General features: G+C 59.8%; 8 protein-coding genes and 2 pseudogenes. 3 read left to right on the top strand and 7 right to left on the bottom strand.

Annotated features, from left to right (window positions below; translation table 11 throughout):
• Positions 1 to 84: 84 nt before the first annotated feature.
• Positions 85 to 456, top strand: a pseudogene (locus FHL16_RS32925) (MFS transporter); the annotation flags it as partial.
• Positions 457 to 477: 21 nt separating this feature from the next.
• Entirely contained in the window at positions 478 to 1,476 is a 999-nt protein-coding gene (locus FHL16_RS32920; RefSeq protein ID WP_077750478.1) for an NAD(P)-dependent oxidoreductase, read from the top strand.
• Between the two features lie 94 nt (positions 1,477 to 1,570).
• On the opposite strand, the gene FHL16_RS32915 is transcribed toward FHL16_RS32920, so the two are convergent.
• The 4 genes from FHL16_RS32915 to FHL16_RS32895 all read right to left on the bottom strand — a co-directional run bounded on the left by FHL16_RS32915 (position 1,571) and on the right by FHL16_RS32895 (position 7,259).
• Positions 1,571 to 2,758, bottom strand: a complete 1,188-nt coding sequence (locus FHL16_RS32915; RefSeq protein WP_077750477.1) for a pyridoxal phosphate-dependent aminotransferase — start codon at positions 2,756 to 2,758, stop codon at positions 1,571 to 1,573.
• 43 nt (positions 2,759 to 2,801) lie between these two features.
• Positions 2,802 to 4,427, bottom strand: a complete 1,626-nt coding sequence (locus FHL16_RS32910; RefSeq protein WP_010459969.1) for a methyl-accepting chemotaxis protein — start codon at positions 4,425 to 4,427, stop codon at positions 2,802 to 2,804.
• 346 nt (positions 4,428 to 4,773) lie between these two features.
• Positions 4,774 to 5,916: a glycerate kinase gene (locus FHL16_RS32900; RefSeq protein WP_077750475.1), complete on the bottom strand. Its 1,143-nt coding sequence runs from the start codon at positions 5,914 to 5,916 to the stop codon at positions 4,774 to 4,776.
• A 224-nt stretch (positions 5,917 to 6,140) separates the two neighbouring features.
• Positions 6,141 to 7,259, bottom strand: coding sequence for a sugar diacid recognition domain-containing protein (locus FHL16_RS32895; protein ID WP_077750474.1), 1,119 nt, complete (start codon positions 7,257 to 7,259; stop codon positions 6,141 to 6,143).
• Between the two features lie 169 nt (positions 7,260 to 7,428).
• Here FHL16_RS32895 and FHL16_RS32890 point away from each other — a divergent pair, with 169 nt between their 5' ends.
• Positions 7,429 to 8,739 carry an MFS transporter gene (locus FHL16_RS32890; RefSeq protein ID WP_077750473.1) on the top strand — a complete coding sequence of 437 codons (1,311 nt, stop codon included), beginning with the start codon at positions 7,429 to 7,431 and terminating at the stop codon, positions 8,737 to 8,739.
• 322 nt (positions 8,740 to 9,061) lie between these two features.
• On the opposite strand, the gene FHL16_RS32880 is transcribed toward FHL16_RS32890, so the two are convergent.
• From FHL16_RS32880 to FHL16_RS34190, 3 genes and pseudogenes are all read right to left on the bottom strand, one after another.
• Complete coding sequence (locus FHL16_RS32880) at positions 9,062 to 9,424, bottom strand: DUF6124 family protein (protein ID WP_010459965.1); 363 nt, start codon at positions 9,422 to 9,424, stop codon at positions 9,062 to 9,064.
• A 382-nt stretch (positions 9,425 to 9,806) separates the two neighbouring features.
• Positions 9,807 to 11,216: an RCC1 domain-containing protein gene (locus FHL16_RS32875; protein ID WP_077750472.1), complete on the bottom strand. Its 1,410-nt coding sequence runs from the start codon at positions 11,214 to 11,216 to the stop codon at positions 9,807 to 9,809.
• A 511-nt stretch (positions 11,217 to 11,727) separates the two neighbouring features.
• A pseudogene (locus FHL16_RS34190) lies at positions 11,728 to 12,561 on the bottom strand (Ig-like domain-containing protein); the annotation flags it as partial.

Below are 12,561 nucleotides of genomic sequence, written 5' to 3'. Positions count from 1 at the left end.
GACCTGAACTAACGATTCGATAATTATTTTCTAATTTATTGTTTATAAAATACTTATGTCCTAACGTTTATCAAGCCCCAGAAGATTGCGTTCTACGGTTCCTACGCCTTGGGCGCCGAACATTTCTGGTGGTCCTACACCCTGCTGGTGATCGCCGGCGCCTGCATGTATGCGCCGTATGGGCCGTTTTTCGCCATCGTTCCGGAAATCCTCCCGGCCAACGTTGCTGGCGGGGCCATGGCGCTGATCAACAGCATGGGCGCGCTGGGTTCATTCGGCGGTTCGTATCTGGTCGGCTACCTGAACAGCTCCACCGGCTCGCCCGGCGCGTCTTACTTGCTGATGAGCGGCGCGTTGATGCTCTCCGTGATTTTGACGATTTTCCTCAAGCCCGGCGCCAGTGACCGGGTCGTGGCCAAGGCCGATACGCAACGGCCATTGCCGGCTCACCCTTGATTTGAAGTTGAGATGATGACGATGAAAAAGCAGGTCGTGCTGTACAAGAAACTCTCGCCGCTGTTGATGGCTCGCCTGCATGAGCACACCGACGTGACACTGATCGACAACCTCAACCCGGAGGGCATCGAACAACTGCGCGCCGCCCTGCCCCGCGCCCATGGCTTGCTTGGCGCGAGTCTGAAGCTGGACGGCGAATTGCTTGATCTGGCGCCCCATCTTGAAGCGATCGCCAGTGTCTCGGTGGGCGTCGACAACTATGACATCGACTACCTGATCGAGCGGCGCATTCTGCTCAGCAACACCCCGGACGTGCTGACGGAAACCACGGCGGATACGGGGTTTGCGCTGATTCTGGCGACGGCCCGGCGCGTGGTGGAACTGGCCAACATGGTCCGCGCCGGTCAGTGGAACCGCAACATCGGCCCGGTGCATTTCGGCACCGACGTGCACGGCAAGACCCTGGGCATCATCGGCATGGGACGCATTGGTGAGGCGTTGGCCCAGCGCGGGCATTTTGGTTTTGGCATGCCGGTGATCTATCACAGCCATTCGCCAAAACCGGCGGTTGAGCAACGTTTTGATGCTCAGTACCGCAGCCTGACGGCGCTGTTGCAACAGGCCGATTTCATTTGCCTGACCTTGCCGTTGACGGCTGAAACCGAAGGGTTGATTGGCGCTGAAGAGTTCGCCTTGATGCGCCCGGAGAGTATTTTCATCAACATTTCCCGAGGAAAAGTCGTCGATGAGGCCGCGCTGATTGAGGCATTGCGCACCGGACAGATTCGCGCGGCGGGACTGGATGTGTTTGAGCGTGAGCCGCTGAATGTTGATTCGCCGTTGTTGACGTTGAACAACGTGGTGGCGACGCCGCATATGGGGTCGGCGACGCATGAGACGCGGGAAGCGATGGCTGGGTGCGCGGTGGATAATCTGCTGATGGCGTTGGCTGGAGAACGGCCGAAGAACCTGGTGAATGTCGGGGCGTGGTCCGGGCGTAAGGATTTCGGCGTCTGTTAGTCAGCCTTCGCGGGCAAGCCTCGCTCCTACGGGTTTCGCCGATCCTGTAGGAGCAAGGTTTGCCCGCGAAGAGGCCGGCACTCACACAACACTGTCAGGCCCGCCGCGCTTCGAGCAGGTCCGCAGCACACAATGCAATCCGCCGGCACGCATCCGCCAGTTTCACTTGATCCACCACCAACCCGATGCGGATATGCCCCGCCGCACTTGGCCCGAATGCCTCGCCGGCAAGCACCGACACGCCGTAACCCTCCAGCAGACGCTCGGCAAACCCTTGGGCGCACAACCCGGTCGGGCGCACATCGACCATCACGAACATCCCGCCATCCGGCCGGATCGGGCGGATCCCCGGGCAACCACTCAACCTCGCGCACACCAGATCGCGACGCAGGCGATATTCCTCTCGCATCAGCGCCACTTCCGGCAGGTCTTCATCCAGCGCCACTTGCGCGGCTTTCTGCACAAAATCGGGAATGCCGAACAGCATGCACAACGACAAATGCACCAGGTGCTCGGCCAACAGTTTCGGGCCGATTGACCAACCCACGCGCCAGCCGCTCATGGCGTGGGATTTGGACAGGCTGTTGATGGTCGCGGTGCGTTCGGCCATGCCCGGCAGGCTTGCCGGGCTGATGTGTTCGCCCTCGAACAACAGATCGCTGTAGACCTCGTCGCTGATCAGCCACAGATCATGACGCACGCACAACACCGCCAGCGCTTGCCAGGTCTTCAATGACAGGCTTGCGCCGGACGGATTGTTTGGACTGTTGAGTAACAGGACGCGGGTCTTCGGCGTAATCAGCGCCGCGACATCCGCCGGGTCAACGCGAAAGCCGTTCTCCGGCCGCACTGCCACCGGCACCACCTTGGCCGCGCAAGCGCCGAACACCCCTTCATAGGTCACGTACATCGGTTCGGCGACGATCACCTCATCGCCAGGATCGAGCAGGCATTGCGCGACCGAATACACCGCACACTGCGCGCCCGGAAACACGATCACATGATCGGCGTCCACCGCCTGACCACTGCGCTGTCGATGGCGCCGCGCAATGCTGCTGCGCAATCCGCGACTGCCGCGCACTTCCGGGTAATGCGTGTCGCCGGCCCGCAAACTGTCGATGGCCGCCTGCACGATGGGCGCCGGCGTATCAAAATCAGGATCGCCGATCGACAACAGCAGTACATCGACTCCTTGCTCGCGCATTTCCAGCGCTCGGTCATGAATCTGCCAGGCTGCCGCTCCGTCGCCGGCGATTCGTTGGGTCAAGGCTGAATAGCGCATGTGTTTCTCCTGTCGCGCGCGGACTCCCAGTCTCAACCCTATCTCAAATCACGAAACGCGCCACCATCGCATTCAAATCGACCGCCAGGCGCGACAGCTCATGGGTCGCGGCGCTGGTCTGATTGGCACCGGCGGCGGACTGGGTGGCGAGGTCGCGGATGTTCACCAGGTTGCGGTCGACTTCACGGGACACCTGGGCTTGCTCTTCCGACGCGCTGGCGATCACCAGGTTGCGTTCGTTGATCAAGTGGATTGACTGGGTGATCTGCTCCAGCGCCACACCAGCGGCGCGGGCCATCTCCAAGGTGCTCTGGGTGCGCTGATTGCTCTGCTGCATCGACGAGACGGCTTCGCCCGTGCCGTTCTGGATGCCGGCGACCATTTTTTCGATTTCCTGGGTCGATTGCGCCGTGCGATGGGCCAAGGCCCGGACTTCGTCTGCCACCACGGCAAAACCACGTCCGGCTTCACCGGCACGGGCCGCTTCAATGGCCGCGTTGAGCGCCAGCAGGTTGGTCTGTTCGGCGATGGCGCGGATCACGTCCAGCACTTTGCCGATGTCGCGGCCCTGTGCGGCCAAGCCTTCGATCATCAACGAAGTGTTTTGCACGTCGTGGGTCATGGTCTGGATCGCGTCCACGGTTTCCACCACGCGGTCGCGGCCTTCACGGGCGGCCTGGGTCGACTGGCTCGACGCTTCGGAGGTCGACACGGCGTTGCGCGCGACTTCTTCCACGGCAGCGGTCATTTCGTTGACCGCCGTGGCGGCTTGTTCGATTTCGTTGTTCTGTTGTTGCAGGCCGCGGGACGCTTCCTCGGTCACGGTGCTGAGTTCTTCTGCGGCAGCACCCAGTTGCGTCGCGGACCCGGCGATCTGCTCGATGGTTTCGCGCAGATTGGCCTGCATGACGGACAAGGCCCCGAGCAAGCGTGCCGGTTCGTCCTTGCCGTCGATTTCGATGGCTTTGCTCAGGTTGCCGCCGGCAATGGTTTCTGCGGCCTGCACCGCGCGATTGAGCGGCGTGACGATGCTGCGGGTCAGTAGCCAGGCCAGCAGCACGGTCAGGAGCGACGCGACCACCGACACCACGATGATGCCGTTCACGGCGGTGTTGTAGTTTTCTTGCGCAATCATCCCGGCCGCTTTTGCGCCCTGTTGGTTGTAAGCCACCAGTTTATTGAGCTGCTCGCCCATCTGGTCGGTGCCTTCCTTGATCCGCGTGTTGATCAAGGCGCGCATCTCATCCACCTTGTTCTGGCGCGACAGGTCCAGCATCTCGCGTTGCGCTTGCATGTATTTTTCCAGCGTCGCGCTGAATACCTTGTACAGCGCCTCTTCGTCCGACTCCATCGGCAACTCGGCATAACTGGCCTGGGCCTTGCGCGCCTTGTCGATAAGCACCGCGATCCGCGCTTCAGCTTCCTGCAAACTGGCCGGCTCGCGGTTGACCAGAATCCGGAACGACAAGATACGCATGCGCAGGATGTTTTCGGTGACATTGCCCAGGAAGCCGATGCTGGGCAGTTGGGTACTGCCCATGTCGATCGAGGCCTGGCGGATGATCGACATGCGATTCACCGCAAACACACCGAGCACGATGACGAGCAAGGCAATGAAAGCAAACCCCAGGAAGGCTCGAGGTGCGATATTCAGATTACGCAGGGACATAGGACGATACTCGGGTGATTGAGGCGGCGAGCGTCCTTGCGGTGATGGCTGAGTGGCGGGCGTGAGGCGCACAGGGTCAGCGGGGCGCCACTGTTGTAATAGGTTTGTGTGCGCTTATTGGCTGTATCGGCTGGGGATGAGGTTTTTTGCGGGGATTGAAGAAAAATATTTTTGCTGGGCGACATCTGTTTCAACGCTGAAACACAGTGGCGGCCCTGATGAACATTTGTGGCGAGGGAGCTTGCTCCCGTCCGGCTGCGCAGCGGCCGTAGATTTTGGGGCCGCTTCGCAGCCCAGCGGGAGCAAGCTCCCTCGCCACAAGATTCCTGTGTGCAGACAATTTTGGTCAGGGCTTGCGGTTGGCGATCCGCCAAACACGGGCAATATCACTCGCCCGCTCGCGCAACAATCGCGGCGCCTCGGCACACGCCTGCTCGAGTGTCATCGGCCCACTGGCCAAGGCAAACGCGGCATCGATGCCATGTTCATACAAGTCCTGATAACCCTCGCCCAACGTCCCAGCGATCACAATCACCGGCACGCCCTGCTCCCGGGCAATGCGTGCGACGCCGAATGGGGTTTTGCCGCGCAAGGTCTGGGCGTCAAAACGGCCTTCGCCGGTGATGACCAGATCAGCGCCCTTCACCGCCTCGGCCAGCCCGACCAGTTCGGCCACCACTTCAACCCCGGCCTTGAATTGCGCCTCCAGAAACGCCTTGGCCGCAAATCCCAACCCTCCCGCCGCGCCGCTGCCCGGCTCGTGCTGGACGTCCTTGCCCAACGCCTGGGCGCACAGCTCGGCGAAGTGCCCCAGGGCAGCGTCCAATTGCAGGACTTGCTCGGGCGACGCACCTTTCTGCGGACCAAAAATCGCGGAAGCGCCGTGCGGACCGCACAGGGGGTTGTTGACGTCGGCGGCGATGTCGAAACGCACGTCGGTCAGGCGCGGATCAATTGCACTCAGGTCGATGCAAGCCAGTTGCGCCAGGGCCAATCCACCTGGGGCCAGCGCTTGCCCTTGCACGTCCAGCAACTTCACGCCCAGCGCCTGCATCGCTCCGGCGCCGCCATCATTGGTGGCGCTGCCGCCAATGGCCAGGATCACCCGTTGCGCCCCGGCATCCAGCGCGGCGCGAATCAGTTCTCCGGTGCCGAAGGTGCTGCTGATGCACGCATCACGTTGCCCCGGCGGCACCAGTTGCAGACCGCTGGCTTCGGCCATTTCGATGATTGCGGTGTGGGTTTGCGGCAACCAGCCCCACGCGGCATCGACGGTGATGCCGAGCGGACCGCGAACTTGGGTCCTGCGCAATTCGCCTTCGCACGCGGCCAGAATCGACTCGACCGTGCCTTCGCCGCCGTCGGCCATCGGGCATTTGACCAGTTGCGCATCCGGCCAGACCTGCGCCAGACCGAGGGCAATGGCGTCGGCCACACCCTGGGCACTCAGGCTGTCCTTGAACGAATCGGGGGCGATCACGATTTTCATGCGAATTCTCCAGTTCCAATGCGTTCCATGCTGCCAGCAGCCCCGCACAATAACGCCGGTCCGCTGCACAAGCGGGGGTGGCGTTTGTTGTTCATTTCTACAAAACGTCTGTTTTCAGATCCAGCATTTGTGCGGCTGCTCGTCCGCCATCGCGAGCAGGCTCGCTCTACATTGGTCCTGCGGCGTTCACAACACCCCTGCTCGCGATGGCGTCCTTGAGATCGCTACGGGACATCCGTTTGTGGCAAAAGCTGCACGCCGAGGTAGAGCGCGAGCATGCCGTCCAGTTTCAGCGGATCAACCCCGCTCAGCTCGGCAATCCGCTCCATCCGATAGCGCAAGCTGTTGCGATGAATCCCCAGCGCATCCGCACACGCCTGACTCTGCCCGTCGTGCTCGCACCAACTGCGCAAGGTCGCCAGCAGTTGGCCGTTGCCGTCCTTGGCGATGACTTTGCGCAGTGGCTTGAGCAATTCATCCAGCGCGTCATCGTTGCGATGCCGCCACAGCATCACCGGCAACCGATAACGGTTGAGCGTCAGCAAGCGCGAACGCGGCAGCACATCGCGCCCATAGGCCAGTAAGTCGCCAACCCGTCGATAACAACGACGCAGCCCGGACAACCCATCCGCCTGCCCCCCCACGGCAATGCGCACAATGTTCCAGCCCAGGCCATCGAGTTTTTCCAGCAGCCGTTCATTCTCGATCGCCTGACTCGCCGGCCGACACCACAGCAACGAAGACTTGGCCGAACTCACGCACCAGCTGTCCGGGTAACGCGAAGTCAGCCAGGCACTGAGCGCCTCCACCGTCTGCCCGGGACCGTGCTCCATGCCCAACTCGAACAGATAAGGCACCCGCGTCATTTGCGGTTTCAGGCCCAATTGCTGCGCTTCATCCAGCAAGCGCGGCGAATCCCCGGCCTCGCTCAACAGCAATGCCAGCAGATCATCGCAACGCTGACGCCGCCATTGCTGCTCGGCCTGCTGATTGCGCTGGCCGACCAACATTTCGGCGGTCATCCGCACCAGCTCGGCATAGGTGCGCAGTTGCTCCGGCTCGCCGGTAATGCCCAGCACACCGATCAGGCGCTGATCGAGCAGCAACGGCAAGTTGATCCCCGGCTGCACGCCTTTGAGGTGAATCGCCGTCTGCGCATCGATCTCCACCACGCGCCCATTGGCCAACACCAACTGCGCGCCTTCATGGCGGGTGTTGATGCGCTCCGGCTCGCCGCTGCCGAGAATCAATCCCTGGCTGTCCATCACGTTGACGTTGTACGGCAGGATGGCCATCGCCCGGTCGACGATGTCCTGGGCCAGGTCGTGATCGAGTTCGAACATATCGGGATCCTTTAAAGCGTGATGGGACAGGTTGTTCACCCGCACAGGGCTGGGTCGCAAACCCTGTGCTCAGGCACAAAGACAGCCACCCCGAGGGTGGCCGAGACTCTCTGGGCGATCAACGTTACCCTGCGCATCGCAAAAAATCATAATAAAGAGAGAGCCCGCCATGTCACAGAGCGCCGCCGCTACCCAGGCCATCGTTGACGACAAAAACGCCGTCTACAAACGCATTACCCTGCGTTTGATCCCCTTCATCTTCATCTGCTACCTGTTCAACTACCTCGACCGGGTCAACGTTGGATTCGCCAAACTGCAGATGCTCGACGCGCTGAAATTCAGCGAAACCGTGTACGGCCTCGGGGCCGGGATCTTCTTCATCGGCTACGTGCTGTGCGGCGTACCGAGCAACCTGGCCCTGACCAAATTCGGCCCACGGCGCTGGATCGCGCTGATGATGATCGTCTGGGGCACGCTGTCGACCTGCCTGCTGTTCGTCACTACCCCGACCGAGTTCTACACCTTGCGCCTGTTCACCGGCGCAGCCGAAGCCGGGTTCTTCCCGGGCGTGGTGCTGTATCTTTCGCAGTGGTTCCCGACCTTCCGCCGTGGCCGCATCATGGCGCTGTTCATGTCGGCGATCCCGGTGTCCGGCCTGCTCGGCAGCCCGTTCTCCGGCTGGATCCTCAACCACTTCGCCGCGGGCCAAGGCGGTTTGGCGGGCTGGCAGTGGATGTTCCTGTTGCAAGGCATCCCGACCGTGATCCTCGGTGCCCTCGCCTATTTTCTGCTGAGCGACAGTTACGCCAATGCCAAGTGGCTCACGCCGTTTGAGCGCTCGGTGCTGGAAGCCGACCACGCCATCGATCTGGCCAACAAACCGAAAACCGCCACCGACTCGCTGCTGGCCGTGTTCAAGAACCCGGCGATCTGGGCCTTCGGTTTGATTTACTTCTGCATCCAGAGCGGCGTCTACGCGATCAACTTCTGGCTGCCGTCGATCATCAAGAACCTGGGCTTCAGCGATAACCTGGTGATTGGTTGGTTGAGCGCGATTCCGTACCTGCTGGCGGCGCTGTTCATGTTGATGGTTGGCCGCTCGGCGGACTTGCGCAAAGAACGTCGCTGGCACTTGGTGGTGCCTATGTTGATGGGCGCGGTGGGCTTGCTGATTGCCGTGAACTTCGCCACAACACCGGCCATCGCGATTCTCGGTTTGACCATCGCCACCATGGGCGCCCTCACCGGTTTGCCAATGTTCTGGCCAGTGCCGACAGCGATGTTGAGCGCGGGCGCGGCGGCGGGTGGTCTGGCGCTGATCAACTCCATGGGACAGATGGCGGGTTTCCTGAGCCCGTACCTGGTGGGCTGGGTCAAGGACAGCACCGGCTCGACCGATGCGGCGCTTTATCTGCTGGCGGGCGTGATCGTGTGCGGGAGCATGCTGGCGTTGCGCATGACGCGCACGTTGCGGGTGTAAGGCATCACAGATGATCGTTCCCACGCTCCGCGTGGGAATGCAGCCCGGGACGCTCCGCGTCCCTTCCGATCAACAAAAAAAGGCCCTTTCGGGCCGTTTCTTATTTCGCGTGTGCACACAGCTCTTATGTGGCCAGACACACTTTTGTGAACACTCAAGCTTTTGTGGCGAGGGAGCTTGCTCCCGCTGGGCTGCGAAGCAGCCCCAAAAGCTGCAACCGCGACCTTTCAGGTACACCGCAGATACCGGATGTACGACTGCTGCGCAGCCGAGCGGGAGTAAGCTCCCTCGCCACGAGTATGTGCCCTCTTCGAAATTGGCTTTAGCCCTGCGGGCCAACGTTATCCAGCAGCCGATTCGCCGTGATCTCCGCCGTCATAATGCTGTTGGAAATACCCAACAGCGCATAACGCGACTCACCCGCCAGATGATCCACCAACTGATGAACCATCACATCGACCGACGCCAGCGTCTCGACCAGATACACCGCAAGGGTTTCGGTCGTGGCTTCGGGGTCTACGGAAAACAGGGTGCTGCGGGTTCGCGGGGTGGCCTTGATGTCGGCATTGGATGGGAAGTGAAAGTCGAGCGCTCGTTCGGCGGCATCGTTGAGTTTTTTGGAATCGGTGGATTCGTAGGGGGAAACGTCGTCCGCTTCGGGTGGGTTTGGTGTTGGTTTGAACATAGATGAAACTCCTAATTGAAATTAAGGAGCCCTCACCCTCGCTACCAAACGAAAGGTGGTGGCCATACGCGGGTTGGTAGACCGGCAATTAGGACCCGGCGCCCCCGAAGGAGCCCTGCGCATGGCCACCATAAAAACAGAGACCTGAAGAGGCCTGTAAACGGTGGCTATATGCGCCTAATTGCCGGGCTACCAAACCCGATCACTGATATTCAGCGACGGGACAAACGATAAAACCCAGGCCCAAGACGCACAAGCCGGCGGATTCTGGCGCAGTCGTAGGCAACGGCGCAAGGTTGTGTAGTCCGAGAGAGTGTCTGGAGATGTCTGTTAAACATCTCCGTTTATTACTTACTCATCACGGCTGTTGCAACAGCCCTGACTAACCCGCTTGCACCTGATAGGAAACCTTGCCATCCAACAGTTCTTGCACCGGACTGCTGTCGCCGCCCGTTTGAGCGCTCCCCCAAGTCACCACGCGGCCGTCCGAGGTCAGCGCCGTGAACGCGGTACTATTGGCGTAAATGGCTCGTACATCGGTCAACCGGCTTTCCACCGCAGATGTATCGCCCCCCAAGCTTTTATTCCCCCAGGCCACAACGCTGCCATCCTTGCACAGGGCTGCAAAGGCTGCCGACGAGCCAACCACCTGAACAATGTCGCGCCGTTGTGCAATATCGGCAGGTATTTCGCCACCAGCTGAGCCATCTCCCCAAGCGACAACCTGACCGTTGGTGCAAAGAGCAGCAAATGCGGAAAAGGTGCAGCAGACTACTTCAATATCAGTCCGGGCCTCTATTTCTGGGTTGCCGATGGTGCCACCCCCCATTTGGTGCCCCCAGGCCACAACCTGGCCGGTGGAACGCGTTGCAGCAAAGGCGAACTGATTGGCGCAGCACAGTTCGTTGACATCGGTCAGTGAGGCGATGGGTGCCGGCAGGGTTCCCCCGGTACTCCGGCCCCAGGCGACGAGACTGCCCTTTGCGCGCAATGCGGCAAAAGCATATTGGGTGCCGAGGAAGGTTTTGAAGTCGGAAAGCATCGCGATCTCGGGCGGCAGCGTTCCACCGGTGTCAGGTTTGCCCCAAGCCACCAAATGCCCGGTTTCCCGTCGTGCGACAAATACACCGTCACTGCCCACGCACTGCACAATGTCCCTCAGCGCGCCGATGGACTCGGGCACTTCGCTACCCTGTCCCCAGGCCACCACTTGCCCGGTGTTTTTTATACCGGCGAAAGCGCTTTTGCCACCGCTGACCTCAACAAAATCCGAAGAACTGATACCGCCCATATTCCCGCCAGCGCCCGCGTCGCCCCAAACCGCCACCGTTCCATCGGCTCGAAGGGCGGCAAAAGCGCTGGAAGTGGCGCTGACAGCAGTGATGTCATTCGGGGGCGCAGTGTCCGCAGGGATCGCTGCACCCAAATCCGGATGCCCCCAGCCGACGAGGCCCCCGTCATCAGTACGCGCGACGAAGGCGCCCCAACTGCCAATAATGTTCGCCGAATTCAGGATGACCTGATCGTCGCCGACGCGAACATGCAGTGCCTGTTGCTGGGTATCGCGCCAGGTGTGGGCCGTCGTCCAGTCGTTGTCAGTCGCGTACTTCCACTGCGCAACGACTGGCTCCCCGGTAAGGGCATCAAAGGCGCGCAGTACACGTGACGTACCAGACAGCCCAAACAGGTGGGGGCTTGAGCGCACGCCCATGACTTTCAGGCGGCCTGAGCCTATCACGGCTTTTTCGGATGTTTCTGACGTTGAAATGGTGCGGTCGGATTGAACAGACATGATGATGACTCCTGTCGAGGGTATGAGTGACGGAGTCAATTAAGGCGTAAGACGATGGTATTGGCTACTGTCAGAAATAACAGGTAACCGGAGGTTGCTGACAAGCGGTAGGCGTGCTTATACGGGGTTAGCAGACCAGGACTCTAGAACCCGGCGCACCGAAGTGCCCCATGCAAAGCCGCCATAACATGAAGAGCGAACGTTGTACGTCTAAAGATGACCCGGACTACCAAACCCGATCGCTGATATTCAGCGACGGGACAAACGATAAAACCCAGGCGCAAGACGCACAAGCCGGCGGATTCTGGCGCAGTCGTAGGCAACGGCGCAAGGTTGTGTAGCCTGAGAGAGTGTCTGGAGATGTCTGTTAAACATTCCTGCTTAATCCTCACTCAGGGCTAATCAATAAATGGCCGCCGGATAAATAAATACGTCCCCACATTTCCTCCTAGTAAATAGATCCGCCCCCTTAAACACACTGACGTATGTTTAATATGTTCAATTTTTTGCGCTACAACGAAAAAGAAAACGTATCCACAATACAATATTGACCACGAAAAATTAGTTCAATTCGCTTAATCCCGAAAAACGTAAAAGTGCTCTTTACAGGCGATTCCCCGGAGACTAATAATTCCTCGCCCAAAATCTCACCTCCTACCCCATAGATAACGGCAGTACAATCCCCCGTCCATTGCCAAAAGCTGACTTGAGAACATGGAGCTTTGAGTTCAAGTCTGACTCTTGCCCCTGAACCTTGTATACAGTTCCCTTCCAACTTCCCTGGGGCTGAACCTAAGGAAAATCGTGCAACAACTGCATAGCCATTAGCTTGAAATTGCACAAGGCTTAGAAAAAGAGCTGGCGTTTCTAAAGGAGCTTCATTTAAAAAAAGCTCTTTTTCGGGCAGGCTTTGAAAGTCCTCAAAGCTGACAAATGGTTTAATTTCAAATGTTCGTGCAGCTGACGTTTGTTCACTTCCGTACAACGCCTTCGCCGTAAAACTGTGCGGCCCCAAGGCCAGGCCGGTGTCGGTCAAGGTCCAGATTCCCGTCGTCGCATCGGCGGTGGGTTGGCCCTTCGGTGTTGTACCGTCGAGTACCTGGACTTTCTGACCTTTGCTGGCCGTGCCGGTCAGCGTCACGCTGGTCTCGAACGATGTACCGCTATTGGGAATTTCGACCCCGCTTGGCGAGCCTTTGACCGAATCAATGGTCGGTTTATCCTCCACCGCCACGGTAAACGTGAACGGTGGAGCGGACTCTTCGCCCTCGCCATACAGCGCCAGTGCCTTGAGGCTGTAAGCCTTGACGGTCAATGCACTTACCACCTGAGTCCATATGCCGCT

Origin of the sequence: Pseudomonas sp. FSL W5-0299 (assembly GCF_005930655.1) — a bacterium.
Lineage (GTDB): Bacteria > Pseudomonadota > Gammaproteobacteria > Pseudomonadales > Pseudomonadaceae > Aquipseudomonas > Aquipseudomonas mandelii.
The sequence above is the reverse complement of the archived record's forward strand: the minus strand, read 5'-3'. Positions and strand labels throughout refer to the sequence as shown.

Bases quoted from the DNA above. Each gene is read 5' to 3' on its own strand.
- FHL16_RS32920 (WP_077750478.1), top strand. From the start codon at position 478: ATGAAAAAGCAGGTCGTGCTGTACAAGAAACTCTCGCCGCTGTTGATG.
- FHL16_RS32915 (WP_077750477.1), bottom strand. From the start codon at position 2,758: ATGCGCTATTCAGCCTTGACCCAACGAATCGCCGGCGACGGAGCGGCA.
- FHL16_RS32910 (WP_010459969.1), bottom strand. From the start codon at position 4,427: ATGTCCCTGCGTAATCTGAATATCGCACCTCGAGCCTTCCTGGGGTTT.
- FHL16_RS32900 (WP_077750475.1), bottom strand. From the start codon at position 5,916: ATGAAAATCGTGATCGCCCCCGATTCGTTCAAGGACAGCCTGAGTGCC.
- FHL16_RS32895 (WP_077750474.1), bottom strand. From the start codon at position 7,259: ATGTTCGAACTCGATCACGACCTGGCCCAGGACATCGTCGACCGGGCG.
- FHL16_RS32890 (WP_077750473.1), top strand. From the start codon at position 7,429: ATGTCACAGAGCGCCGCCGCTACCCAGGCCATCGTTGACGACAAAAAC.
- FHL16_RS32880 (WP_010459965.1), bottom strand. From the start codon at position 9,424: ATGTTCAAACCAACACCAAACCCACCCGAAGCGGACGACGTTTCCCCC.
- FHL16_RS32875 (WP_077750472.1), bottom strand. From the start codon at position 11,216: ATGTCTGTTCAATCCGACCGCACCATTTCAACGTCAGAAACATCCGAA.